Here is a 25601-nt window from a genome sequence, read left to right as displayed (position 1 = left end):
CTAAAGACAAGCCCTCAATTGCAGATGATTATCATCTAGTTGTTCGATGTATCCCCTTGCGGCGCGGCTGTGTGCATGGCCACCTGCGGCGCTTTGCACTCATTCGGATTGCCCGGTTGCAGGTATGGCATGAGGATCGGAGCCATGCCCTTGAGTACCTGCACCGGCAGCGCCGAGGTGAACTTGAAGGCCTCTGCCGAGCGCCCCGGCACGAACGCGGTCAAGGTGCCGAAGTGGTTGTCACCCAGGAAGAACACGAAGGTGGCGGTACGGTTCAGCGAGCGCGAGCCGATCAGCCGGCCGCCAGCACCAAAGCTTTCGATGCGGTTGTCACCGGTACCGGTCTTGCCGCCCATCACCAATGGCGTGCCGTCCTGCAGCTTGAAACTGCCGGAAATACGCCGCGCGGTGCCCGCATCCACCACCTGCGACATGGCGCCTTTGAGGGCGCGCGCCACTTCGACCGGCAGAATCCGCACACCTCGGTCCGGATCGGTGACCAGCTTGGTTTCGTAAGGCGTGTTGGCAGCGAAGTGCAGGGTGTCGATCCGCAAGGTCGGCAGGCGCACGCCGTCGTTCTGGATGATGCCGACCAGTTCGGAGAGGGCGGCGGGGCGGTCGCCCGAGCTGCCGATGGCGGTGGCCAGCGAGGGTACCAGGTGGTCGAATGGATAGCCCACGCGCTTCCAGCGCTGGTGAATGTCGAGGAACGCTTCGATCTCGACCATGGTGCGAATGCGGCTGTCACGGGCGCCCTGATGGCGGCTCTTGAACAGCCAGCCGTAAACCTCCTGGCGCTCGAAGCGGCTGGCATTGACCATTTCGGTCAAGGTCGAACCGGGGTTCTTCAGCAGGTAACCCAACAGCCACAAGTCCAGCGGGTGGACCTTGGCGATATAGCCCTGGTCGGGCAGGTCGTACTTGCCCGGGCCGTAGGCGTCGTACATCTCCGACAGGCGGCCATCGGTCAGTTTGCCCAGGACGATCTTGTCACCCTTGAGGTGGGCGCGGACGAAGGCGTTGAAGGTTTCCTGGCCAGCCTCGGGGAACAGGTAGCGGTGCACGGCCGCCAACCGTTGCGGGGTCACGCGCATGCTGTCGAGGAAGGTGTCCAGGCGCTGCTGCGAGGTCTTGCGCTGGTATTTCTTCCAGAAGCGCATCAGGTAGTTGGTGCCTTCCTTGTCGGCGAAACGGGCCAGGTATTCCTGGCGGCGCGGGTCGGAGTCGTCCTTGAGCAGCGGCACGCGGTTGTACGGCTGCTGGTAGGTCACGTAGCGCACCAGGTCGCGCATCAGGCGGATGAACGGCAGGTTGATCGACTCGCGCAATGCATCCTTGAGGGTTGGGTTGCGGCTGTTGTCTTCCTTGCGGAAGTTGTTGAACACATGCATGCCGCCGCCGGTGAAGAAGGCTTCGCCGGTGTTGGCCGAATACTTGCGTTCCAGCGCCGCATCGAGCATCGCGTCCAGGCTCTGGTTCTTGCTGTTCTGCGCCAGCCATTCCAGCGACCACTGGCTGATGCGATCGAGTTCGGCGACTTCGACTTTCTTCAACTCGGCGGCTGGCTTGCCGGCGTACTTGTCGTGCAGTTCGGCGATGATCTCCAGGTAGGTGGTGAGCACCCGCAACTTGGCGGTGGAACCCAGTTCCAGCTTGCTGCCTTCGTTGATGTCGAACGGCTGGTCGGTGCTGTCGGTTTGCACCCGCACCCGCGAGCCGTCAGCGGTGCGCTCGAACAAGGTGAAGCTGTAGCTCACCTGGTCGGTGGTCTTGGCGGTAAGCAGGCGTTCGCCGATCAGGCCGATCTGCGCTGCGAATTCAGGGTCGGCAAGGTTTTTCAGGTACTGGCTGACCTGCAGCTGCAGGTCGGACTGCAGGGTACTGGTGGCCGACACGTCGAGCCGGTCGAGGTCGTACAGCGGGCGGTTGAGCATGGCCGCCAGGCGGTTGCGTGCCAGGCTGATGCCCTTGTTGGTGACGATCGGCACGATGGTCGGTTGCGCCACCCAGTCGCGGTATACCGCCTTGCTGGCCAGTGCCGCGTCGGCCAGTGGCGGCTCGATGACCTTGTTGGCGGCCAGCACGCGGATGTGCGCGTCGGTCAGTTCGGCCAGTTCGAGCCGCCCCTTGGACAGGTAGTGCGACGGCCGGCGCTGGGCAATCATCAGTGACAGCACCTGGCGCAGGGCCAGGCCGCGTGCGGCCATGCTCTCGGGGTCGCTGGCGGTGGAGTTCAGAGCCTGGTTGACCTGGTCGAAGTCGGCGCCGTACCACACCCGCAGGCCTTCGGCCATGCCATGCACTTCGCCATGCCCAGGCACTGCCGACAGCGGCACGCTGTTGAGGTAGTCCCGCACGATGCGCTGGCGCGCCTCGGTGGTGTCAGGGCCGCCCTGGTAGGCGCGCACGCTGGCGGAAATCATCTGGCGGATCTTCTCGGCGCCGGAAACGGTCAGGCCGTCCGGTGAATGGCGGTACTTTTCCAGCTGCGTGGCCAGGGTGCTGCCGCCAGCGGACTGGCCGGGCAGGGCCAGGTACTTGGCCACCTGGCTGTAGGCGGCCTTGGCGAAGCGCGGCCAGTCCACGGCCGGGTTGTTGCGTGGGTCCTTGGTGTCGAGCAGGTCGCGGTTCTCGATGAACAGCAGGCTGTTGACGATCACCGGCGGGATCGCCGCAAAGTCCGGGTACAGGTGTTGCGGGTAGTTGTACTGGTACAGCATGTCGCCGCGGCAGTCGGTGATCGACAGGCCAGCCTGGATTTTCTCGATATAGGGGGCGAACAGCCCATGATCGACGTAGTTCATCAACGCCGGCGAGAACTTCACCTGCTCGCTGATCAGGTAGTCGCGCTTGAGCAGGCGCGGCAGGAATTCGCCCAGCGCGCTGTAGCCCAGGCGTTTGTCGAACGGCCCTTCGCCGGGGTAGACGATGGCATCGCTGGGGCCTGGTTGCAGCGAATAGGTGAGGGTGCTGGCCAGCTTGCTGAATTCCCGCGACTGCAGGTTGGAAGTGCGGAATTCGTCATACGCAGCGAAGCCGATGGCCACCAGCGCCACCAGCAGGATGAGGATGATCAGCCGCCACCATAGCCGACGCTGACGGGGGGACTTGGGTTGTGGCGTCTCGGCCGGAGGTATCTCGGGTGCTTCCGTTCTGCTTGGTTCCGATTGCCACAGTGCGCCCATAGTCTTCTATCCGGCCAGGTATTTTCGTCTTGCTTGTCTGAAGCTTAGACGTTGAGCGGGTCAGGTGAAAAATTTGTAAGAGACGGAGAAAAGTGGCGTAGGGCTATGCGGCTTTGGTGTGGGTTTTTTCGTAAGGCGATATTGCTATGGTGGCCAGGAAATTTTGCGGCCGCTTTGCGCCCGATCGCAGGCAAGCCAGCTCCCACAGAGCCCGAGTTCTCGCCAAATTTCTGCATATTTACAGTGAAAACCCCTACAACGGTCTTCCTATACTGCTCGCCCCCTTCGCCTTGCCGGGCGCTCTATTCCGGCACACGGGCCGGCCCACAAGGCCAGCTCGGCAAGCCAACGCCACGCCTATCGGCCTGGCCGGTGCTGCACGAAGGTCAAATCCAATAACAAAATGAGGTTGTATTGCTATGCCAGTCGGCAACCACCCTGCCCACGGCCAGGCCACCGAAGGCGGCCCGCTCAAGCGTGAACTGGGCGAACGGCACATCCGCCTGATGGCGCTGGGCGCCTGTATCGGTGTCGGTCTTTTCCTCGGTTCGGCCAAGGCCATCGAAATGGCCGGCCCCGCCATCATGCTGTCCTACATCATCGGCGGCCTGGCCATTCTGGTGATCATGCGCGCCCTTGGCGAAATGGCCGTGCACAACCCTGTCGCCGGCTCGTTCAGCCGTTATGCCCAGGACTACCTCGGCCCGCTGGCGGGTTTCCTTACCGGCTGGAACTACTGGTTCCTGTGGCTGGTGACCTGCGTTGCCGAAATCACCGCGGTGGCCATCTACATGGGCATCTGGTTCCCCGACGTACCACGCTGGATCTGGGCCCTGGCGGCGCTGGGCAGCATGGGGGCGGTCAACCTGGTGGCCGTCAAGGCGTTTGGTGAGTTCGAATTCTGGTTCGCCCTGATCAAGATTGTCACCATCATCGCCATGGTCCTTGGCGGCATCGGCATCATTGCCTTCGGCTTCGGCAATGACGGCGTGGCAGTGGGTATCTCCAACCTGTGGAGCAACGGCGGCTTCATGCCCAATGGCGTGACCGGCGTGCTGATGTCGCTGCAGATGGTGATGTTCGCCTACCTGGGCGTGGAAATGATCGGCCTGACCGCCGGTGAAGCACGCAACCCGCAAAAGACCATCCCACAGGCCATCGGCTCGGTGTTCTGGCGCATCCTGTTGTTCTATGTCGGTGCGCTGTTCGTGATCCTGTCGATCTACCCGTGGAACGAAATCGGCAGCCAGGGCAGCCCGTTCGTCATGACCTTCGAGCGCCTGGGCATCAAGACCGCCGCCGGCATCATCAACTTCGTGGTCATCACTGCAGCGCTGTCGTCGTGCAACGGCGGCATCTTCAGCACCGGGCGCATGCTCTACAGCCTGGCGCAGAACGGCCAGGCCCCGGCGGCCTTCGCCCGCACGTCGAAGAACGGCGTGCCGCGCAACGCGCTGCTGCTGTCGATCGGCGCGCTGCTGCTGGGCGTGCTGGCCAACTACCTGGTGCCGGAGAAGGTCTTCGTCTGGGTGACTTCGATCGCCACCTTCGGCGCGATCTGGACCTGGGTGATGATCCTGCTGGCGCAGCTGAAGTTCCGTGCCGGCCTCACCACTGCCGAGCGCAAGGCACTGAAGTACCGTATGTGGTTGTGGCCGCTGAGCTCGTACCTGGCGCTGGCCTTCCTGGTGCTGGTGGTCGGCCTGATGGCGTACTTCGAGGACACCCGCGTGGCGCTGTACATTGGCCCGGCGTTCCTGGTGCTGCTGACGGTGCTGTACTACGCATTCCGCCTGGCGCCGAAAGATGCGCAGGGCGTGGCCAGTACTGCTTCCTGATCTGAAATGGCTGGGGCCGCTTTGCGGCCCTTTCGCGACACAAGGCCGCTCCCACAAGAGATAGCGTACTCCTGTGGGAGCGGCCTTGTGTCGCGATGGGCTGCGTAGCAGCCCCAGGGTTCTATCAGGCTGCCACTTCGCTGTTCGGTTCGAAGCTGTCCGCCCGCGCCAGCTGCCACATGCGCGAATAGAACTGCCCGTTCACCTCGCCAGTCAGCAGCTCACCCGGCTTCAGGAACACATGCATCTGCGAGAACAGCTTGATCTCGGTGGCCGAGATGCGCCGTACCAGGTGCTTGGCCTCCAGCTGCGCCGGGTGCTCCAGGCCTGCTGCCGCAAGCATTTCGGCCAGGGCACGCAAGGTATTGTGGTGGAAGTTCAGCACCCGTTGGGCTTTGTCCGGCACCACCAGCGCACGCTGGCGCAGTGGGTCTTGCGTGGCCACACCAGTCGGGCACTTGTTGGTGTGGCAGCTCTGCGACTGGATGCAGCCGATGGCGAACATGAAGCCGCGCGCCGAGTTGGCCCAGTCGGCGCCAATGGCCAGCACGCTGGCAATGTCGAACGCGCTGACGATCTTGCCGCTGGCGCCCAGCTTGATCTTGTCGCGCAGGTTCAGGCCGACCAGGGTGTTGTGCACGAACAGCAGCCCTTCGCGCAGCGGTACGCCAATGTGGTCGGTGAACTCCACCGGCGCCGCGCCGGTGCCGCCTTCCTTGCCGTCGACGACGATGAAGTCGGGCAGGATGCCGGTTTCCAGCATGGCCTTGGCGATGCCCATGAACTCCCACGGGTGGCCCAGGCAGAACTTGAAACCTACCGGTTTGCCGCCAGACAGCTCACGCAGCTGGGCAATGAACTGCATCATCTCGATGGGGGTGGAGAAGGCGCTGTGGCGCGATGGCGATATGCAGTCTTCGCCCATCAGCACGCCACGGGTTTCGGCAATTTCCCGGGTCACCTTGTGCTTGGGCAGGATGCCGCCATGGCCGGGCTTGGCGCCCTGGCTCATCTTGATCTCGATCATCCGCACCTGCGGGCTGCGTGCCTGGGCGGCAAAGCGTTCGGGGTCGAAGCGCCCGTCCGGCGTGCGGCACCCGAAGTAGCCACTGCCCAGTTCCCAGACCAGGTCGCCACCGTGCTCGCGGTGATAGGGGCTGATGCTGCCTTCGCCGGTGTCATGGTGGAAATTGCCCAGCTTGGCGCCTTGGTTGAGGGCGCGGATGGCGTTGGCGCTGAGCGAGCCAAAGCTCATCGCCGATATGTTGAAGATCGATGCCGAGTATGGCTGGCTGCACTGCGGCCCGCCGACGATGACCCGGAAGCTGGCCGGGTCGGCCAATGGCGCCGGGCGCATGGAGTGGCCAATGAATTCGAAGCCGGACTCGTACACGTCGATCAGGGTGCCGAAGGGTTTGTCCGAGGCTTCGTTCTTCGCCCGTGCATACACCAGCGAGCGCTGGGCGCGGGAGAACGGCAGGGCGTCGCTGTCTGCCTCCAGCAGGTACTGGCGGATTTCCGGGCGAATGGCCTCGACCAGATAGCGGATGTTGCCCAGGATCGGGTAGTTGCGGCGCACTGCGTGGCGTTGCTGCAACAGGTCGAACAGGCCGATCAGGCTGAGGATGGCGGTGCTCAGGGTGAACGGCCACAACCATTCATGGTGGGTGAACGGCAGGCTCGCCAGGGTGAACAGCACACAGGCGGCGAAGAAGGCATAGCGGCTGAGAAGTGACAGGCTCATACAGGGTCCTTGCGATGGCGCGGTCAGGCTCAGGGCCTGGGGCAAACCCCGACCATAGCCAAGTTGCACGGCTGTGCAAATTAAAATCGGGGTAGCGAAAATCATTCTCGCCAAGCCTTGTGCTGGCTGTACTGGCCCTATCGCCGGCAAGCCGGCTCCCACAGGGGTAGCGCATCGCTCAAGGCCGATGCGGTCGAGGTTGGAGCAGGCTTGCCGGCGATAGGGCCAGTACCGCAAAAAAGCATTCAGATAGTGTCGCGCAGCAGCTTCTGCCGCCAGCTTTCCTGCTCTTGCGCCGGCGCTTCGTCCAGGTACGAATAGTGCCCGGCCACCCGCACCGCCACCGGCACCCCGTCGCGATACAACAGGCGGTTGCCACTCACCGCCGGCACTTTCGCCCCCGGCAGCAACGACCCGACCAGGTTCAGCGGGTCACTGGCGCTTACCACCACCAGTGCCCCGTCCAATTCACGCTTGCGCACCTGCCGCAGCAGCCCCACCGCCTCCGGCAAGGCGAACTGTTCGCCGGCCAGCCCGGCAATGAAACGCCCGCCACGAATCTCGCCACGCGCTTCCAGCCTGTGATAGCAGCGCAGCAGTTCGCGCCAGGGCGGCAGCACATCGCTTTCGCGCTCCAGCAGGCGCCAGCACACCACGCCATAGCGCCGAAGCAGGGCCCGGGCGATGTGCTCCAGGCGCTGGCTGTCGTCTACAGCGCCCCTGCGCAGCAAGGCCCAGCGCCCGGCATGGGACATGCTGCTGGACAGCGGCGGGTGGCCGCGTCGGCTGTTGCGCGATGTGCGTTTCGCCGCCGGGGTGATCAAGCTGCGCAGGCCGGTGAAGCTGTCGGCCCCCACCAGGCCTGCGCCTACCAGCTCTTGCAAGGCCGTTTCCAGTTCGCTGGGCAGCAGGTGGGCATCGTGTGTCAGCTCGTCGAAGAACAGCGCGCCATGTGCGTTCAGCACCTCGTGGACGCGTTGCGCCCGTGCGCCGAGGCTATCCAGGGTTGGCACGGGGGCAAGGCTGCGCCACAACCCAAGATGCTCGCGCGGCAACAGCACCAGCGGTGTGCTCGACAAGGTGTTGCTCGACACGGTCGCCGCCAGCCGGCTCCAGGCAAACTGCCCGCTACGGCAGGCATCGTCGAGCCAGTGCGGGCTGTAGTCCTTGATACGTGCTGGCAGCAGTTCGGCCTCCCATGCTCCGGCGGCACTCGGGAATCCTTGTAACTGGCCTAGTACCTCGGCCACGGCTTGCGGGCCGCGCAGGCGCGTGTCGTCAGCCAGGTGCTGCCAGTCGAACAGAAAGCGCATGAAGTCCTGCAGGCTGACCGGCTCGATCTCCCGGCGCAGGCGTTTGACCGTGTAGCGGTGGATGCGCGCCAGCAAATGGCGCTCGCACCACTGCAGTTCGCTTGCGCCGGGGCTGAAATGCCCACGCAGCACGTAGCCTTCGGCCTCCAGGCGGGCCAGGGCCTGTTCGATGGCTGGCAGCGGTTTGCCAAGTGCTGCCGCAATCTGCGCACGGGTCAGCGGGCCATGGCCGCTCAGGCGGGCTCGCAGCAGTTCGACCAGCGCAATGTCCGGCTCGATGGCCTGATCGAAGCCTGGCAGTGCCTGCAACGCCGGTTCCACCCGGGAGCCGGGATACAGCACTTGCAGCAGGCTCAACCGCTCACGCGCCAACCACAGCTTTTCATCCACCAGGCGCAAGGCCCGGCCGGCCTTGGCCAACTGCCTGAGCAGCAGCTCCCAGCTGGCATTGCCCTGCACTTCGTCCTGGCTGATGGCCCCCAGGCCCATCAACGCTTCATGCATTTCGTCGGCATTGCCCGGTTGCGGCCAGGCCTCGGTTGCGACGGCGGCGATGGCATCGGCGTCCAGCGCGCCCAGGTCGTCGCCGCTCTGCACTTCGCTCCAGCGCCGGTTGAGCACCGCCTGAGTGCGCCGTTCTTCCAGTGGCGCGTCATCCAGGAAGGCATAGGGCCGTGCATTGAGGATGGCCGCCGCCAGCGGCGAAGGGGCGGGCAGGTCGCGGCACAGCAGGCGCACCGTGCCGCTTTCCATACGCCGCAACAGCGCCAGCCAGCCTTCGCTGTCCATCGCCTCGTGCAGGCAGTCGTCGAGGGTTTGCTCGACCAGCGGATGATCGGGAATCTGCCGCTCGCCGACGATGTTCTCCAGGCAGGCGATCTGATCGGGGAATACGGCGGCAATCAGGTCTTCACTCTTCATCCGCTGGATCTGTGGCGCCACCTTGCGACCGCCGACAAAGCGCGGCAGAGCCATGGTCACGCTGGCGTTCCAGCGCCAGCGCACGCCAAACAGCGGCGCATCGAGCAGCGCCTGGACAAGGATCGGCTCGGCGCTGCGGCTGTTCAGGTAACGCCACACGTCGTCCAGTTCGAAACTGTGGCTGGAGGACAGCGACAGCACGATGGCGTCCTCGCTGGCTGCCGCCTGCAACTCGAAGTTGAAGGTGCGGCAGAAGCGCTTGCGCAGGGCCAGGCCCCAGGCGCGGTTGATGCGGCTGCCGTAGGGCGAATGGATGATCAGCTGGGTACCGCCGGACTCATCGAAGAAGCGCTCCATCACCAGCGTGTCCTGCGATGGCAGGGCGCCGAGCACTTCGCGGGTGCGGGCCAGGTAGTCGAGCAGCTGCCCAGCGGCGGCTTCGTCCAGTTCGAAGGTGGCCTGCAACCATGCCAGCACCTCGGCCTGGTTGTTGTCAGCCAGCTGTTGGTCGATCTGCGCCTGCAGCCGGGCCACCGCGGCAGACAGCTCGTCGCTGCGCCCCGGCGCCTCGCCCAGCCAGAACGGGATGGTCGGTGGCAGGCCCTGGGCATCCTCCACCCGCACCCGACCCGGCTCGACCCTCAGGATACGATAGGAGGCATTGCCCAGCTGGAAAATATCGCCGGCGATGCTTTCCACGGCAAAGTCTTCGTTGACGCTGCCGATGTTCAGCGCCTGCGGTTCGAGCAGCACGGCGTAGTCGGCGTTGTCGGGGATGGTGCCGCCGCTGGTCAGGGCGGTCAGCTGGCTGCCGCGGCGGCCGCGCAGGGTGCCGCTCACCGCATCGCGGTGCAGGTAGGCACTGCGCACGCCCTGGCGGCCGTTGTAGCCCTCGGCGAGCATGCGCAGCAGGGCCTGGTAATGTTGCTGGTCGAGCTCGGCGTAGGGTGTGGCCTGGCGCAGGCAGTCGAACAGGGCCTGTTCGTGCCAGGGCTGGTTGCTGGCTTCGGCGACGATCTGCTGGGCCAGCACATCCAGCGGCGCCCGGGGAATGTGCAGTTCATCCAGCTCGCCCCGGCGTATGCAGTCGAGCAGGGCCACGCATTCGATCAGGTCATCGCGCGAGGTCGGGAACAAGCGCCCCTTGGGCACGCCATCGACCTGGTGTCCGGCGCGGCCGACCCGCTGCAGCAAGGCCGCGATCGAGCCTGGCGAAGCGATCTGGCAGACCAGGTCGATGTCGCCGATATCGATGCCCAGCTCCAGCGATGCAGTGGCCACCAGCACCTGCAGTTGTCCGTTTTTCAGGCGTTGTTCGGCATCCAGGCGTAGCTCCTTGGCCAGGCTGCCGTGGTGCGCGGCAACCGCCTCCTTGCCCAGGCGGTCGCTGAGGTGGCGGGTGATGCGCTCGGCCAGGCGTCGGGTGTTGACGAACACCAGGGTGGTGCGATGTTCGCGCGCCAGGGTGGCCAGGCGGTCATAGACCAGGCCCCAGACATCGGTGGCCATAACTGCACCCAGCGGCACTGGCGGCACCTCGATGTCCAGGTCGCGCTGCCGAGCATGGCCGACATCGACGATTGCGCAGGGGCGGCCGTTGCCGACCAGAAATTGCGCCACCCGCTCGACCGGGCGTTGCGTGGCCGACAGGCCGATGCGCCGCAACGGCCGGTTGCACAGGGCCTGCAGGCGCTCCAGGGTCAGTGCCAGGTGGGCGCCCCGCTTGTTGCCTGCCAGGGCATGGATTTCGTCGACGATCACCGTGTGCACGCTGGCCAGGCCTTTACGGCCAGAAGCCGAGCCCATCAGCACGTAGAGCGATTCGGGGGTGGTCACCAGGATGTGCGGCGCCAGCTTGCGCATGGCAGCACGCTCCTTCTGCGGGGTGTCGCCGCTGCGCACGGCGGTGGTGATGCGCGGGGCGTTCAGGCCCTGGTCCGCGAGGGCCTGGCTGATGCCTTCGAGCGGGGCTTGCAGGTTCAGGCGGATATCGTTGGACAGCGCCTTGAGTGGCGAAACGTAGACCACCTGGGTCTGCGCTGGTAGCTCGCCCTGATGCTCCAGGCCTTGGCGGAACAGTTCGTCGAGCACGGCCAGGAATGCACTGAGGGTCTTGCCCGAACCGGTCGGCGCGGCCAGCAGCATCGACTGGCCCGCATGGATCAACGGCCAGGCCTGGGCCTGGGCATCGGTCACCGTGGCGAAGTGGCGACGGAACCAGGTGCGCACGGCGGGGTGGAACAGCTCGAGCACCGGGTGGTGTTTGGCGGGCAGGTTCATGTGTTGGTTATGGAGGGTGTGGGGCGGGTTGGCAAGGGGCCGTTCGTCTGCCAGATCTGCTATGACCTGTGCCGGCCTCTTCGCGGGTAAACCCGCTCCCACAGGTACTGCGCCGCTCTCTGGCCTTGTGGTGCACTTGTGGGAGCGGGTTTACCCGCGAAGAGGCCGGCACAGGAAACACTGGCCTTGTCAGGCCAGGAACCCCATGGGATCCTCCCCGGCCATTGTTTCAGGTGAGCCCACCCATGCCCAACACCATCCGCATCGCCGCCGCCCTGCTGATCGACCCCCAAGGCCGCACCCTGCTGGTACGCAAACGCGGCACCCAGGCCTTCATGCAGCCCGGCGGCAAGATCGATCCTGGCGAAACCCCGGTGCAGGCACTGGTGCGTGAGCTGGATGAGGAACTGGGCCTGCACATCGACCCGGCCCAGGCCGTGCACCTGGGCCAGTTCAGCGCCCCGGCCGCCAACGAGCCGGGCTTCGAGGTACAGGCCGAACTGTTCCGTGTCGACAGCGCCGCAGCCGTGCTGCCGGCCGCGGAGATCGAGGAGGTGGTGTGGCTGGCCGCAGACCAGGCCCCCGCCATGCAGCTGGCACCCCTGACCCGCGACCTGATCCTGCCGCTATACCGCCAGGCCGTCAGCGCACCGCGCTGACGCCATCGAGGGTGGCGAACGAGGTGTCCTTCGCCGTCAGCAGGAAGTCGCGCATGTATGGCGCATCGAGCATGTCGGTGCGCACAGCGGCATAAAGCGTGGCGAACAGGCCTTTTTCACCCAGGCGCTTGCCCTTCACATACCCGCGCGAACTGTACTCGTGCAGCGCCCAGTGCGGCATGCCGCACACGCCTCGGCCGCTGGCTACCAGTTGCATCATCATCACCGTCAGCTCCGAGGTGCGCACGGCAGCGGGCTCGATGTCGGCCGGCTCCAGGAAGCGGGTGAAGATGTCCAGGCGGTCGCGCTCCACCGGGTAGGTGATCAGGGTCTGGTCAAGCAGGTCCTGCGGCACGATGTAGGGCTTGCTGGCCAACGGATGCTGGTTGGCCACCGCCAGCATCGCCTCGTAGGTGAACAGCGGCACGTAGGTGATGCCCGCCAGGTCCAGCGGATCGGAGGTCACCACCAGGTCGAGGTCACCGCGGGCCAGGGCCGGCAGTGGGGCGAAGGCAAAGCCGGAGGCCAGGTCCAGCTCCACCTCCGGCCAGGCGTCACGGAACTGGTCGATGGTCGGCATCAGCCACTGGAAGCAGCTGTGGCATTCGATGGCCATGTGCAGGCGCCCAGCGGTGCCACCGGCCAGGCGCGCGATGTCACGTTCGGCGCCGCGCAGCAGCGGCAGGGTGGCATCGGCCAGTTGCAGCAGGCGCAACCCGGCGCTGGTGAAGCGGATCGGCTTGGTCTTGCGCACGAACAGCGGCAGGCCCAGGCGCTCTTCCAGCTCCTTGAACTGGTGCGACAGCGCCGACTGGGTCAGGTGCAGGCGCTCGGCGGCCTCCACCAGGCTGTCGGCCTCGCGCAGGGCATGAAGGGTTTTCAGGTGACGGATCTCCAGCACAGCTGACTCCGGTGTGTGGACTTGAGGAAACAGGGAATGAGTTGAGTTTCCCTCATGTTGCCGCGCCTGTCGACTGGGCGTACCGCCGCACCGCCTGGCGGGAGTCATCAAACTGTCACTGAACTGTGGCAGCGCGCCCGAACAGAATTCATCAGACTCGCGCTCTACTGGGGATCTGCATTCTGGTGTTTCTTTCATGCGGGCTTTTTGGCTTTTTCTTTTCTTTGTATTCGGCGTACCGGCGAGTTTCGCTGAACAGCGTTGTGACGCCCACGTGCCGGTGCAGCGTGCCGAACTGGGCGCGCTCAGCCTGGTGTATCAGAGCGTCGGTGCGCCACGCGACCCGGCCTTGCTGCTGGTGATGGGCCTTGGCGGGCAGCTGATCCACTGGCCGGACGACGTGGTCGAAGCGTTGTGCCGCCAGGGCTTTCGGGTGATTCGCTATGACAACCGCGATGTCGGCCTGTCACGCTGGAGCCAGCTGCCACCGTCGGCCAACCTGACGGTCGAACTGCTGCGCTACAAGCTGGGCCTGCCGGTGGCTGCGCCCTATACGCTGACCGACATGGCGGACGATGGCCTGCGCCTGATGGATGCGTTGGGCGTGCGCCAGTTTCATGTGCTGGGGGTGAGCATGGGCGGCATGATTGCCCAGCACCTGGCCGCCATGGCGCCCGAGCGCGTGCGCAGCCTGACGCTGGTCATGTCCAGTTCAGGGGCGGCGGGGTTGCCAGCGCCGGATCCGGCGCTGGTGCAGTTGCTGGCCCGGCGCAGCGCGCCGAACCGCGAAGTGGCCATCGAACAGCAGGCCGACCTGCTGGCGGCGCTGGGTAGCCCCGAGGTGCGTGACGACCGTGCGGCCTTGCTGCAGCAGGCGGCGGTGGCCTATGACCGGGCGTTCAACCCGGACGGGGCCAAGCGCCAGATCATGGCGATACTGGCCGAGCCGAGCAGGGTCGAGTTGCTGAACCAGTTGCGGGTGCCGACCCTGGTGGTGCATGGCACGGCCGACCCGTTGCTGCCGGTGATGCATGGCGTGCACCTGGCGGCGCATATCCAGGGCAGCCAGCTGCGCTTGATACCGGGGTTGGCGCACCGCTTCCAGGAGCCGTTCAAGGCGCCGTTGCTGGGGGCGGTGTTGCCCTACCTGCAGGCACATCGGCAGGATGTCACGCATATCGCAGGGCTCTGAATCGAGGTCTGGCGCGGTCCATTGTGGGAGCGGCCTTGCGTCGCGAAAGGGGCGCGTAGCGGCCCCAGGTTTCAAGCCCCCCTGCAAAAATGCCGGGGCCGCTTTGCGGCCCTTTCGCGACGCAAGGCCGCTCCCACAGGGTTGCGTGCGCCTTCAGGCTAGTGCATCCGCACCCACAGGGTCACCAACACGGTCGCGGCCATCAGCCAGGCCACCGTGGCCAACGCCAGCGATGCCTCCAGGCGCATGCGGTCGACCAGTACATACAAGGTCGCCAGGTACACGAAGTACGGAATGATCGACCACATGCCGAACAGGATGGTGGTCTTCAGGTCGGCAATGCTGCGCCCCTTGCCGACGATGTAGTGGGCAATCAGGGCGAAGGTGGGGAACAGCGGCACCAGCCCGGCGATGTAGTAATTGCGCGTCTTCGACAGCACCGCCAGCAGCACCACCACGCCAGCGCCCAGGGCAGCTTTGAATACCAGGTCCACGTTGTCTTTCCAGGTTGGGGTTGAGGTCAGCCGAGGCCGTATTTCTTCACTTTGTCGAACAGCGTGGTCTTGGCCATGCCCAGCTCCTGGCTGGCCTGGCTCAGGTTGCCGCCAGTGCGTTGCAGGGCATCGCCGAGCAGGTTGCGCTCGAACGCTTCCACCGCCTCGGCAAAGCCCAAACCTTGGCTGGCACCACCGCTGGGGCCTTTCTTGAACGCTGGCAGGCCGAGGGCATAGCGTTCGGCGACGTTGCGCAGTTCACGCACGTTGCCCGGCCAATCGTGGGCCATCAGGCGCGACAAGGTCTGGCTGTCCAGCGCAGGCGTTTCGCGATCGAAGCGCAGGGCCGACTGCTGCAGGAAGTGTTCGAACAGCTGCAGGATGTCTTCGCGGCGCTCGCGCAGCGGCGGCAGCTCCAGGGTCACCACGTTCAGCCGGTAATACAGGTCGCTGCGAAACTGGCCGCTCTGGCCCATGGCATCCAGGTCGGACTTGGTGGCGGCGATCACCCGGCAGTCCACCGGAATGCTCTGGTTCGAGCCCAGTCGCTCCAGGGTGCGCTCCTGCAGCACGCGCAACAGCTTGATCTGCAGGTTGATCGGCATGCTCTCCACTTCGTCGAGGAACAGCGTGCCGCCGTTGGCGTGTTCGATCTTGCCGATGCGGCGTTTGCCAGCACCGGTGAAGGCGTTGGCCTCGTGGCCGAAAATCTCGCTTTCGAACAGGTTTTCCGGCAGGCCGCCACAGTTCAGTGCCACGAACGGCTGGCCCTGGCGGCGGCTGAAGTCGTGCAGGCAGCGGGCGACCAGTTCCTTGCCGGTACCGGTTTCGCCTTCGATCAGCACGTTGGCCGAGGTATCGGCGACGTTGGCGATCAGTTCGCGCAGGTGCTCCATGGCCGGCGAGCGGCCAATGATGCGCCCCTCCAGGCTGCTTTGTTCGGCCAGCTGGCGGCGCAGGGCCACCACTTCGCGCGACAGCCCGCGCTGCTCAAGGGCGCGGCGCACCACGTCGACCAGGCGCTCCGGGGAGAAGGGCTTTTCCATGAAGTCGTAGGCGCCATTGCGCATGGCGCCGACCGCCATGTCGATATCGCCGTGGCCGGTGATCAGCACCACCGGCAGGCTGCGGTCGCGGGCCTTTAGGCGGTTGAGCAGCTCCAGGCCATCGATGCCCGGAAGGCGGATATCGCTGACGACGATGCCGGCAAAGTCGTCGCCGATGCGTTCCAGCGCCTGCTCGGCGCTGCCCACGCCTTCGCAGGCAATGTCTTCCAGGGCCAGCGCCTGTTGGCAGCCGAGCAGCACATGCGGGTCGTCTTCGACGATCAGGACGGTAAGAGGCGCTTGGTTCATGGGTGCTCTGCCGATTCGCTAGGGGGGGAGACCAGGGGCAGGGCGAGGACGAAGGCCGTGCCGCCGCTGGCGGGGTGCTCGACGTTGAGGCTGCCCTTGGCGGCGGCGGCAAGGCTCGCCGACAGGGTCAGGCCCAGGCCCAGGCCGTGTTCGCCCGGTTTGGTGGTGAAGAAAGGTTCGAACAGGTGCTTGCGCGCCTCGGCGTCGATGCCGTGGCCATTGTCGCGCACCTGCAAACGGTACTTGTCGCCCTGCAGCTCGCCCTCCAGCCACAGTTGCGGCAGCGGTTGGGCGGCCATGGCATCCAGGGCGTTGCCGATCAGGTTGACCAGGATCTGCTCCAGGCGGGTCTGGTCGATGGCCAGCTGCTGGTCCTCGAACTGATTGTGCAGCTGCAGGTGGCAGGCGCTGATGCGGTTGGCCAGCACCTGCAGGGTAGCGTCCACCGCCTTGGCCAGCGAGGCCTGGCCGCTGTCGTCACTGCGTCGGGCGAACGAGCGCAGGCTGGCGGTGATGCGGCCCATGCGGTCGATCAGGTCGTTCATGGTGCGCAGGTTGGTGCTGGCGGTTTCCAGTGCCCCGCGCTCGAGGAAGCGCACGGTGTTGCCGGACAACGTGCGCAGCGCGGCCAGCGGCTGGTTCAGTTCGTGGGCAATGCTGGTGGACATCTGTCCGATGGCGGCCAGCTTGCCGGCCTGTACCAGCTCATCCTGGGCGTGGCGCAGGGTCTGCTCGGCATGCCGGCGCTCGCGAATCTGGCCCTTGAGGCGTTCGTTGCTGGCACGCAGGTCGGCCGTGCGTTCGGTAATCCGTCGCTCCAGCTGGCTGTTGGCTTCCTGCAGTGCCTCGCGGGCTGCCAGGCGGGTGGCGATGACCTTGCGCCGTTCGTTCCAGGCGATGCCGAGGATCGCCAGCAAGGCGAAGGCCACGCCCACCAGGATGCCCTGTACCATGGATTCGCGGCGCAGGTCCTGCAGCGGGGTCAGCAGGGTGAAATGCCAGGGCGTGTCGACCAGGCGCCGAGTCTGGGCCAGGTAGGCCATTTCGCGGGCCTTGCCCTGTGCGGTTTCGCTGTTGGCCGGGAAGGTCAGCTTTTCCACACCATCGGCCAGGGTTTCCCGGGCCAGGGGCTGCAGCTCGTTCAGCGGCCACCAGTAGTATTGCAGGCTACGGGCCAGGCGCTCCTTGATCTGCGGGGTCAGCGGGCGTACAGATTTCAGGCGCCGGGCCGGGTCGCTGGAGAGGATGATGATGCCGTTCTCGTCGCTGACGAAAGCTTCCAGGCGGGCACGCTGCCAGCGCTCCTCGAGGGTGTCCAGGCGCACTTTGATCACCGCCACGCCAATGATCTTGCCGTGTTCCTCCAGGCCGTGGGCCAGGTAATAGCCAGCCTCGCCGGTGGTGCTGCCGATACCGTAGAAACGCCCGGGCTCGCCGCGCACGGCGGTCTGGAAGTAGGCACGGAATGAAAGGTCTTCGCCGAGGAACGAGTCGGCATCGCGCCAGTTGCTGGTGGCCTGGACCCGGCCATTGGTGTCGAGGACGAAAATGGCCCGGCTGCGGCTGCGCCGGTTCAGGCCTTCGAGGTATTCGTTGACGATCTGCCGCGAGCCGCCATCAGGGTCGGTGAGCAGGTGCGAGACGCTGTCTTCCAGCTCCAGCAGGCTCGGCAGGTAGGTGTACTTGCTGATTTCGCTCTCGACCGTGCGCGCGTGCAGCTCCAGCTGGCGTTCGCCGTTTTCGCTTAGGGTGCGGATACCGTTGCTCTCGCTGATCAGGTAGCCAGCCATACCCAGGCCGACCATCAGCAGGATGATCAGTGGCGGCAACAGCAATTGGCGGAGCAGGCGGGATTTCACGGCAGGCTTGGCAGGGAGAAGAAGCGAAGGATCGCATTTCATCACAGTGGCCTTGTCACGACCAGCGCCTGCTGCCCGAAAGGGCAGCGGCGCCGACCGCTTCAGTGAAGCAAAATCAGTGTTGCAGGATCTTGCTGAGGAAGTGCTGGGTACGCTCGTGGCGGGCGCTCGGGTTGCCGAAGAAGTCTTCCTTCTGGCAATCCTCGATGATGTTGCCCTTGTCCATGAAGATCACGCGGTTGGCCACCTTGCGGGCGAAGCCCATTTCGTGGGTCACACACATCATGGTCATGCCTTCGTGGGCCAGTTCGACCATCACGTCCAGTACTTCGTTGACCATTTCCGGGTCCAGCGCCGAGGTCGGTTCGTCGAACAGCATGACGATCGGGTCCATCGACAGGGCACGGGCGATGGCCACGCGCTGCTGCTGGCCGCCGGACAGCTGGCCGGGGTGCTTCTTGGCGTGGGCACCGAGGCCGACACGGTCGAGCAGGGCCAGGCCCTTCTTGGTCGCTTCCGCTTCGCTGCGGCCAAGCACCTTGCGCTGGGCAATGGTCAGGTTCTCGGTGATGGACAGGTGCGGGAACAGCTCGAAGTGCTGGAACACCATGCCAACGCGCGAACGCAGCTTGGGCAGGTTGGTCTTGGGGTCGGCGATCGAGGTGCCGTCGACCACGATGTCACCTTTCTGGAACGGCTCCAGGGCGTTGACGCACTTGATCAGGGTGGACTTGCCCGAGCCCGACGGGCCGCATACCACCACCACTTCACCCTTCTTGACCTCGGTGCTGCAGTCGGTCAGTACCTGGAAGTCCCCGTACCACTTGTTGACGTTCTTGATGGAAATCATACGGTGATCCTTTTTTGCAGGCGCTTGACCAGCCACGAAGCGGAGAAGCTGATGAGGAAGTACACGACACCGGCGAAGATCAGGAACTCATGGGAGCGCCCGATGATGTCGCCGTTGGAGCGTGCCGAGTTGAGGAAGTCCACCAGGCCCACGGTGTATACCAGCGAGGTGTCCTGGAACAGGATGATGCTCTGCTGCAGCAGCAGCGGGGTCATCTTGCGGAAGGCCTGGGGCAGGATGATCAGGCGCATGGTCTGGCCGTAGGTCATGCCCAGTGCCTGGGCGGCGCCCATCTGGCCCTTGGAGATCGACTGCACGCCGGCGCGGACGATTTCGCAGAAGTACGCGGCCTCGAACATCATGAATGCCACCACGCAAGAGGTGAAGGCACCCACCGGGGTGTCCTCGCCGGTGATCCAGCGCAGCACGAACGGTACCGCCAGGTAGAACCAGGTGATGACCAGCAGCAGCGGGATCGAGCGGAAGTAGTTGACGTAGGCGCCGGCCACGTTCGACAGCAGCTTGCTCGACGACAGGCGCATCAGGGCCAGGATGGTCCCCAGCACAATGCCGCCGACCACGCCCATGACCATCAGCTGCAGGGTCATGACCATGCCTTCCCACAGGGCAGGCAGGGCCGGGATGATTTCGCTGAAATCCATGTCCATTTATTTGCCCCCTACGGAAATCAGGCCGGGCACCGAGACTTTCTTCTCGACCATGCGCATCAGCAGCATCAGGCCCATGTTCAGGGTGAAGTAGATCAGCGTGGCCAGGGTGAAGGCCTCGAACAGGTTGGCCGAGAATTCGGCGGTCTGCTTGGTTTGTGCCAGCAGTTCCATCAGGCCGATCAGCGACGCCACCGACGAGTTCTTGAACACGTTCAGGAATTCCGAGGTGAGCGGCGGAATGATGATCCGGTAGGCTTGCGGCAGCAGCACGTTGGTGTAGATCTGCGACAGGCTGAAGCCCATGGCGCGGGCGGCGGCTTCCTGGCCACGGGGCAGCGCCTGGATGCCGGTACGCACCTGTTCGCACACGCGGGCGGCGGTGAACAGGCCCAGGCAGATGACCACGCTGATCAGCGCCGAAGTGGTCGGGTTGAGGTCCTGCTTGAACCATTCCTGCAGGCCCTCTGGCAGCAGGTCCGGCACCAGGAAGTACCAGATGAACAGCTGCACCAGCAGCGGTACGTTGCGGAACAGCTCCACGTAGGCGGTGGCGATACCTGCTACCACACGGTTCGGCACGGTACGCATGACACCGAGGACCGAGCCCAGCAGCAAGGCGATGATCCAGGCGGAGATGGCGATGGCGATGGTCCAGCCCAGGCCGGTGACGTACCAGTCCAGATAGGTTTCGCTGCCCACGCCGGTGGACTTGAAGAACACGCCCCAGTCCCAGTTGTAATTCATCGGGATTTCCCCTCAGACGATTGTTTCACGGGCACCTTCGAGCATCCGAGAGCGCTTGGCGCCCTCGGATGAAAGGTTAGACACTAATGAGTGGCCTGCAGTATTGATTGGTGCTGTTGAGCACCAGGCCACTATCTGAGAGTCAGGACTTCTTCTCGTCCGCAGCCTTGTCGGTCGGCTCGGCGATCAGTTTCTTCAGCTCGTCGCTCATCGGGAACTGCAGGTTCAGGCCCTTTGGCGGGATTGGCTGCTGGAACCACTTGTCGTAGCTCTTGTTGACTTCACCCGACTTGAAGTAGCCGACGATGGCGTCATCGACCGCTTTCTTGAAGGCCGCGTCATCCTTGCGCACCATGCAGCCGTAGATTTCGTACGACTGCGGGGTACCGGTGATGACCCAGTCCGACGGCTTGCGAGCCTTGGCCATTTCGCCGGCGAGCAGGGCGTCGTCCATCATGAAGGCCACGGCGCGGCCGCTTTCGAGCATGTTGAAGGCTTCACCGTGGTCCTTGGCGGAAATCACGTTCATCTTCATCTGCTTGTCGGCGTTCATCGCCTTGAGGATGCGCTCGGAGGTGGTACCGGCGGTGGTCACCACGTTCTTGCCGGCCAGGTCCGGGAAGTCCTTGTATGCCGGCTGACCGTCCTTGACCTTGGTCAGCAGGCGGGTACCGACTTCGAAGATGCCGACCGAGAAACCGACCTGTTGCTGGCGCTCGACGTTGTTGGTGGTGGAGCCGCACTCGAGGTCCACGGTGCCGTTCTGCACCAGCGGGATGCGGGTCTGGGAGGTGACGAGGTTGTAGCGGACCTTGATGTCCGTGCCCAGCTGCTTCTTCAGGGCGTCGACGACAGCCAGCTGGATGTCATGCGAGTAGCCCACGGGCTCGGGCTTGCCGGCCAGGTAGGAAAACGGGATGGAGGAGTCGCGGTGGCCCAGGGTGATGGTGCCCGAATCTTTGATCTTCTTCAGGGTGCCGGTCAGTTCTTCGGCCATGGCCGGCGAAGCGATCACAGCGGCCGCGATGGCGGCGCCCAGCAATTGACGAACGATGCGCATCAAATTTTCCTCGACGTGTTTGTTTTTTTTATGGAGCCGTTGGCGGACTCTTCGTTCAACGAATACAGAAATAAACGATTGCATTCGGCTACCAAGTGTAGAGCATGAGTCGTGCCAAGCCCTGTGTTCGATGATAACGCCGCGAATTTGCTGGGAATCAATCTTTTTTGACCATTGTATGACGGTGAGTTTCGTGCGCATTTCCGAACGAATTGTTTTCGGTCATTCGGAAATCCGAACGCATATCTCGTCACACGCTGCCGCTACCAACCCGGTCAGGCCACGGTCCAGGCAGCCTGACCGGGGCAGCGTTCGAGGATCAGCGCTGAAGCGGGCGGCCCGCGTCAGCCGACCTGGAACGTGCCCACGCCTCGGCCGTCAAACGGCGAATCAAGGTTGATTCTTCTGCCGCCAATTCGTGCATCAGTGAGCTGGCGCGTTCTTCGTAGTCGCCTTCCTGGCCCGCTGTGGCCTGCGCTTCGAGCGCTTCCATCCGATCATGGTAAGGCCCGGTCATCGCCTCGAAACGCTCCGCATAGGTTTCACGCAGGTAGGTCTGCCAATAGGGGCGGGCGGCGAGCGCATCCAGCATGGGTAACGTCTCGTAGGTGCCCAGCACTTCCAGTTGTGCATCGTTCAGGTCTGCGGACGTCACATGCGCGTACGAAGCGAAATGCATTTCATCGGGCGGTACTGGCAGGTCGAGGGCGTCTGCAAGGCGCAAGCGATAGAACAGGCGGACTTCGATTTCATCCGGCTTGCGCCCTGCCTGGCGCAAGCGCTGGACATGGCGATTGGCAATGGCATCCAGCAGGTCGAGACGATGCAACTGCTCCCCCAGGTGCAGCAAGCTTGTTTCTCTCATTGCAGCAGGTACGCCTTCGACGCCCTGATAAGCCATGACGCCGACTTCCATCTGGTTGAGCATCAGCAGCAGGCGGTCATCGCAGCTGCGTGGTCCATCAGCCTCGCGAAACAGCTGTTCACGCAGCGCTTCGTTGTTTTCGCAGGCTTCCAGGATATGCCAGACGCGCCGACGATAATGGCGAGGATTGTCCTGGAAGTCCTCGCTTTGGGCGAAGTCGGCCAGGAACCGGAACATGCCTGCCGAACCAGGCTCTTCGATCAGGCGGTCCCAGGCTGCCTCGCGTTGAGCGCGAAGCAGCTCGTTCCTGGACGCTACCCAATTGGCGCGGGTGTCCTCGTCGATCACCCCATGGGTGTAGCTGGCGCTGCCCCTGCCACCGGCATCGGTGACGCCGCGCGCTTCGTCGAGATACTCGATACTGCTTTCGCTCAAGGGGTTGTCGTGCAGGTTGAGACGCTGCAAACGCAGGCGCAGCCCGCGCATTTCCCGCTGTAGCTCGCTGATCCTGTTGTCGCGCAGATCGACATGGGCGCGCATCGTTATCAACTGGTGAATCTGGCTGATGTCTGCCTGGCCCGTGGCGCGCAGCTGCAGGTCACGCACATGCGGCAACGCCGATAGGTCAGGCAAACCATTGAGCGGGTTGTAGCTCAGTATCAGCGTATCGAGGCGCTGCAGTTGGGCCAGGCGGTTGCTTGCCGTCTGGTCCAGCGTGATCCGGTTGTTGCCAAGGTTCACGCGTCGCAGCTGGGTAAGGCTTTCGATACCCTCGGGCACCTGGGTCAGCCGGTTGCCGCTGAGGTCCAGATCGACGATGTTGGGAAAACGCCTGAGGAATTGGGCATCGATGTGTTCCAGATGCATGTCGCGCAATGTCAGGCGGCGCACATGCCCGTATTCGATGCCTGCTGGCAACGCTGGCAGGGTCGGTACGGACTCGCCGTCTATGAACAACTCGTACTGGTCGTTGCCATCCACCAGCTTGCGCCGCCAGCTGCGGCGAAGGGCATCGACGATACGGCGGCGACGGATGGCGTCGACCGGCGACTGCCAGTCGGCCTGCCAGGCCCGTAGCGTCTCGCGTAGTTCGCCAAGCTGGCGTTGCAGCATCTGATAATGGCTCCACAGGTTTTCGCCTCGCTGACGCACGGCGTTCAGGTAGGCGTCCAGTTGCAGTTCGCTCAATGTCGGGAAGATCTGATGGATGCCTTGGCGAATGGCCTGCCGGCTGCTTTCGCCGCCACCGCTGAGTGGGTATCCAAGCCTTCCATCGGCAAAGCGCCTGGGCGGCCGCAGATTGGCACCGATACGGGGTAGCCCGAGGATTTCCGCCGTGCGTTGCCGATCCTGCACCGCGGCCACAAGGAGTTGCTGACGGAGCTGCCTGGCCTGCAAATTGCGGTTTCCAAGCTTGGTTTTCTGCTGCTCGTCAAAGGTGCGCAGTACCGTTTCGAGCAAGGTACCGCTGGCCAGGTGATTCGCGTCATTGGCCAGCCTGTAGCCGTCTGGTTGTCGCACGATGATCGACACCTGGCTGTTCTGCGTATCTGGGCTTGCATACAACAGGCGACCTTTCTGGTGACCTTCACGCAGTTCCACACGCAATGCGGCCGGCCAGGGCGCTTGGCGCTCGATCAGCCCCATCGCCAGTTTTTCGCTGTCGTCTGTACCCAGCGCCGCCAGGCGCATGCCAAGGCAAGCCCGGTCGATACGGCTGTCCCGCTCATACCAGCGGGCACTTTCCGCGATACCCAACGGCACACGCCCGGTTGCCTGGAGTTTTTCCAGCTGGGAGGAGCTGCTGTGCTCGATGATTTCCTGGGCACCCCTCGGTGAGAGGTACCTGAAGGCATTCATCAATGTTCTCTGCTCATCGGAAACAGCCTGGCGACGGGCGCGCAATTGCTCTTCGAAGGCCGCGCCGCGTAGCTCCGGGTGGTCGGTATGCAATGCGATACGTTCGTGGATGTCGAGCAGCCGCGCCGGCGGTGAGGCGTGTTCCTGGCACAGTTGGCGTAATTGCTCCGTGGAAAAACCGGTGACATCCAGCAGCATGCTGGCGCTCGACTCCTGAAGTTCACCCAGGTGGTTGCCTTGCAACCCCTGCAGCAGTACCGACGCGTTTTCCTCGGCTGGGAAGTAGTGAGGAGAGCGAGCCAGTTTGACTTTGCCTTCAGGAAGCGGCCTTGGGGCCAACCCGTCGACAAAAGGTACCCGCCGTATTGCCTTTATCGCGCCTGCGCTGGCGCCGGCTAAAACCAGGCCCTGGGCCACGGCGAACAGGTGATCCAGGGCGCCTTGGCGATTACCCAGTTGCCAGTCCTGATAGCCTTCGTAGACCTCGTCCAACAGTTGCGCAGCACTAAGCACCAGCATCAGGTCGCCTACGACGGGCACGACGAATGCAACCAGCCCCAGCAGGTCCAGCCCTGCGCTGAGCATGGCCTGCAAGCGCCTGTGCCTGCTTAGACGGTCTTCCTGATCGGTCGCTACGGCCAGGTAGGCGGCATCGTCGAAGATCCTGGTGATCAGCAACGCCTGCACGTGGGCGAACACATCACCGCTCACGGCGAGGTTGCGCCCGTCAATTTCCGGGGTGTGCTCCTTCTTCGATGCAGCCAAAGCCCGCGAGAGAGCCTGGTCGAACTCGCTCCTGTCCTGCGCCTTGACGAAACGCCGCAGAAAGGTCTGGAACGACCGGTGTTCGAGGCGCCTGGCAAGGTCGTCGTAGAGCTCGCGCCACGAGTCGTAGAAACGCAGGCTTCGGTCAGGGTCATCAGGGATCCAGACGATGATCTCATCGAGGGCGGAATCTGGCAGCGGTCGCCATTCGAGCGCGATGATGCCGACCATGCACTTGCCCAGCAGATACAGTTGGCGCGGGATCAGGCTGCCTTTGTCATGCGCGGGCTGGGCAGGGGTCGCAAGCACCGGTAGCAACCGCAGCAGATCCTGCTCATCCAGTTGGCCCTTGAGCCTGCCTTCATGAAGCGCGGCTCGCATGCGCGAACGAATACCGCGCTGAAACTGCTGTTCCACCTTGATTCGCGCCTGATCCGCTGGTTGGCCTCGGCCCGCTCTGGGTTTGAGGATGCGGTTCAGAAGGGCTTGGTATCGTCCGCCGATGTCCAGCGTGCGGCACAGGCTGGCAAAGCGCTCGAACGTCATCGCCAGGCGCCTGCCCTTTTCGTCTACCAGATACGCCTTGCGCTGCCACCAAGGCTGGGTTTCGTGTGCTTCGAAGTTGTGTAGCGCGGCGGCTAGCAGGCTCTGTCGTGTGGTGTGAGTGATGCTGGGTTGGTAAAGCTTTTCTGCAGCAGAGGGCAACTGAAACGCTTCGCTGATGACCACGTATGTAGACCGAGGGTCGACCTCGCCAAGCCCTTCTGCAAGCAAGGCGCCTTCGAGCAGAGGGACGGCGAACTGTTCAATGTCCGGTATCGAGGCAAGCAGATGCTTGAGGCTGTCGGCTGCTTGCTGCTGTTCGCTCAAGGCCTCGCGATAGGCTTCACGGTGCTGTGCGTCCGCGCGTATCAACCAGTCAGGAAGCTGCTGCGCGATCAGATTGTCGATGGAGTCGGACGGGATACTTTCGATGGGCGGCACGTGGTGATCTCTGGGGCTGAAAAAGCCACCAGAGCATCACGCTGGGAACCTGGCTTGGCGG

General features: G+C 64.1%; 15 protein-coding genes. 3 read left to right on the top strand and 12 right to left on the bottom strand.

Features of this window, described 5'->3' with window-relative positions:
• Window positions 1-35: 35 nt before the first annotated feature.
• Window positions 36-3185 carry a transglycosylase domain-containing protein gene (locus ABX298_RS04870; protein ID WP_317409635.1) on the bottom strand — a complete coding sequence of 1050 codons (3150 nt, stop codon included), beginning with the start codon at window positions 3183-3185 and terminating at the stop codon, window positions 36-38.
• Between the two features lie 419 nt (window positions 3186-3604).
• On the opposite strand from ABX298_RS04870, the gene ABX298_RS04865 reads away from it, so the two are divergent.
• Entirely contained in the window at window positions 3605-5023 is a 1419-nt protein-coding gene (locus ABX298_RS04865; protein WP_075046161.1) for an amino acid permease, read from the top strand.
• Between the two features lie 124 nt (window positions 5024-5147).
• On the opposite strand, the gene ABX298_RS04860 is transcribed toward ABX298_RS04865, so the two are convergent.
• Window positions 5148-6767 carry an FMN-binding glutamate synthase family protein gene (locus tag ABX298_RS04860; protein ID WP_133975020.1) on the bottom strand — a complete coding sequence of 540 codons (1620 nt, stop codon included), beginning with the start codon at window positions 6765-6767 and terminating at the stop codon, window positions 5148-5150.
• 245 nt (window positions 6768-7012) lie between these two features.
• A complete protein-coding gene (locus tag ABX298_RS04855) occupies window positions 7013-11281 on the bottom strand; it encodes a DEAD/DEAH box helicase (RefSeq protein WP_367394140.1) in 4269 nt (1422 codons plus the stop codon).
• A 245-nt stretch (window positions 11282-11526) separates the two neighbouring features.
• Here ABX298_RS04855 and ABX298_RS04850 point away from each other — a divergent pair, with 245 nt between their 5' ends.
• Window positions 11527-11940, top strand: coding sequence for an NUDIX domain-containing protein (locus ABX298_RS04850; protein ID WP_367394139.1), 414 nt, complete (start codon window positions 11527-11529; stop codon window positions 11938-11940).
• Here ABX298_RS04850 and metR read toward each other — a convergent pair.
• The gene (gene metR, locus ABX298_RS04845) at window positions 11924-12841 is read right to left on the bottom strand and encodes a transcriptional regulator MetR (protein WP_003258025.1); all 918 of its coding nucleotides are present in this window, start codon (window positions 12839-12841) and stop codon (window positions 11924-11926) included. The two genes, ABX298_RS04850 and metR, sit on opposite strands and share 17 nt — an antisense overlap.
• Window positions 12842-13037: 196 nt before the next feature.
• Here metR and ABX298_RS04840 point away from each other — a divergent pair, with 196 nt between their 5' ends.
• Window positions 13038-14033, top strand: coding sequence for an alpha/beta hydrolase (locus ABX298_RS04840; RefSeq protein ID WP_317409633.1), 996 nt, complete (start codon window positions 13038-13040; stop codon window positions 14031-14033).
• A gap of 158 nt (window positions 14034-14191) precedes the next feature.
• Here ABX298_RS04840 and ABX298_RS04835 read toward each other — a convergent pair whose 3' ends face one another.
• The 8 genes from ABX298_RS04835 to ABX298_RS04800 form a co-directional block, all read right to left on the bottom strand.
• On the bottom strand, window positions 14192-14527 hold the full coding sequence (locus tag ABX298_RS04835; protein ID WP_013973973.1) for a GlpM family protein: 336 nt from the start codon (window positions 14525-14527) through the stop codon (window positions 14192-14194).
• A 26-nt stretch (window positions 14528-14553) separates the two neighbouring features.
• Window positions 14554-15831 carry a sigma-54 dependent transcriptional regulator gene (locus tag ABX298_RS04830; protein ID WP_230385126.1) on the bottom strand — a complete coding sequence of 426 codons (1278 nt, stop codon included), beginning with the start codon at window positions 15829-15831 and terminating at the stop codon, window positions 14554-14556.
• A gap of 47 nt (window positions 15832-15878) precedes the next feature.
• Window positions 15879-17783, bottom strand: a complete 1905-nt coding sequence (locus tag ABX298_RS04825) for an ATP-binding protein (RefSeq protein ID WP_025340401.1) — start codon at window positions 17781-17783, stop codon at window positions 15879-15881.
• 73 nt (window positions 17784-17856) lie between these two features.
• Complete coding sequence (locus ABX298_RS04820) at window positions 17857-18591, bottom strand: amino acid ABC transporter ATP-binding protein (RefSeq protein WP_003258023.1); 735 nt, start codon at window positions 18589-18591, stop codon at window positions 17857-17859.
• Window positions 18588-19259, bottom strand: a complete 672-nt coding sequence (locus tag ABX298_RS04815; protein WP_075046155.1) for an amino acid ABC transporter permease — start codon at window positions 19257-19259, stop codon at window positions 18588-18590. The genes ABX298_RS04820 and ABX298_RS04815 overlap by 4 nt, the downstream gene beginning before the upstream one ends.
• Window positions 19260-20006 carry an amino acid ABC transporter permease gene (locus ABX298_RS04810; RefSeq protein ID WP_025340399.1) on the bottom strand — a complete coding sequence of 249 codons (747 nt, stop codon included), beginning with the start codon at window positions 20004-20006 and terminating at the stop codon, window positions 19260-19262. It abuts the gene before it with no gap.
• A 142-nt stretch (window positions 20007-20148) separates the two neighbouring features.
• Window positions 20149-21066, bottom strand: coding sequence for a glutamate/aspartate ABC transporter substrate-binding protein (locus ABX298_RS04805; protein WP_025340398.1), 918 nt, complete (start codon window positions 21064-21066; stop codon window positions 20149-20151).
• Between the two features lie 319 nt (window positions 21067-21385).
• Window positions 21386-25540, bottom strand: a complete 4155-nt coding sequence (locus tag ABX298_RS04800; protein ID WP_367394138.1) for an NEL-type E3 ubiquitin ligase domain-containing protein — start codon at window positions 25538-25540, stop codon at window positions 21386-21388.
• Between the last annotated feature and the right edge of the window lie 61 nt (window positions 25541-25601).

Source organism: Pseudomonas sp. X4 (genome assembly GCF_040784925.1).
GTDB lineage: Bacteria > Pseudomonadota > Gammaproteobacteria > Pseudomonadales > Pseudomonadaceae > Aquipseudomonas > Aquipseudomonas putida_Z.
Note: the sequence above shows the minus strand (reverse complement) of the source record. Positions and strands in the feature narration are given on the sequence as shown.

Bases quoted from the DNA above. Each gene is read 5' to 3' on its own strand.
- ABX298_RS04860 (WP_133975020.1), bottom strand. From the start codon at position 6,767: ATGAGCCTGTCACTTCTCAGCCGCTATGCCTTCTTCGCCGCCTGTGTG.
- ABX298_RS04810 (WP_025340399.1), bottom strand. From the start codon at position 20,006: ATGAATTACAACTGGGACTGGGGCGTGTTCTTCAAGTCCACCGGCGTG.
- ABX298_RS04850 (WP_367394139.1), top strand. From the start codon at position 11,527: ATGCCCAACACCATCCGCATCGCCGCCGCCCTGCTGATCGACCCCCAA.
- ABX298_RS04870 (WP_317409635.1), bottom strand. From the start codon at position 3,185: ATGGGCGCACTGTGGCAATCGGAACCAAGCAGAACGGAAGCACCCGAG.
- ABX298_RS04840 (WP_317409633.1), top strand. From the start codon at position 13,038: ATGCGGGCTTTTTGGCTTTTTCTTTTCTTTGTATTCGGCGTACCGGCG.
- ABX298_RS04815 (WP_075046155.1), bottom strand. From the start codon at position 19,259: ATGGACATGGATTTCAGCGAAATCATCCCGGCCCTGCCTGCCCTGTGG.
- ABX298_RS04865 (WP_075046161.1), top strand. From the start codon at position 3,605: ATGCCAGTCGGCAACCACCCTGCCCACGGCCAGGCCACCGAAGGCGGC.
- ABX298_RS04805 (WP_025340398.1), bottom strand. From the start codon at position 21,066: ATGCGCATCGTTCGTCAATTGCTGGGCGCCGCCATCGCGGCCGCTGTG.
- ABX298_RS04855 (WP_367394140.1), bottom strand. From the start codon at position 11,281: ATGAACCTGCCCGCCAAACACCACCCGGTGCTCGAGCTGTTCCACCCC.
- ABX298_RS04825 (WP_025340401.1), bottom strand. From the start codon at position 17,783: ATGAAATGCGATCCTTCGCTTCTTCTCCCTGCCAAGCCTGCCGTGAAA.
- ABX298_RS04820 (WP_003258023.1), bottom strand. From the start codon at position 18,591: ATGATTTCCATCAAGAACGTCAACAAGTGGTACGGGGACTTCCAGGTA.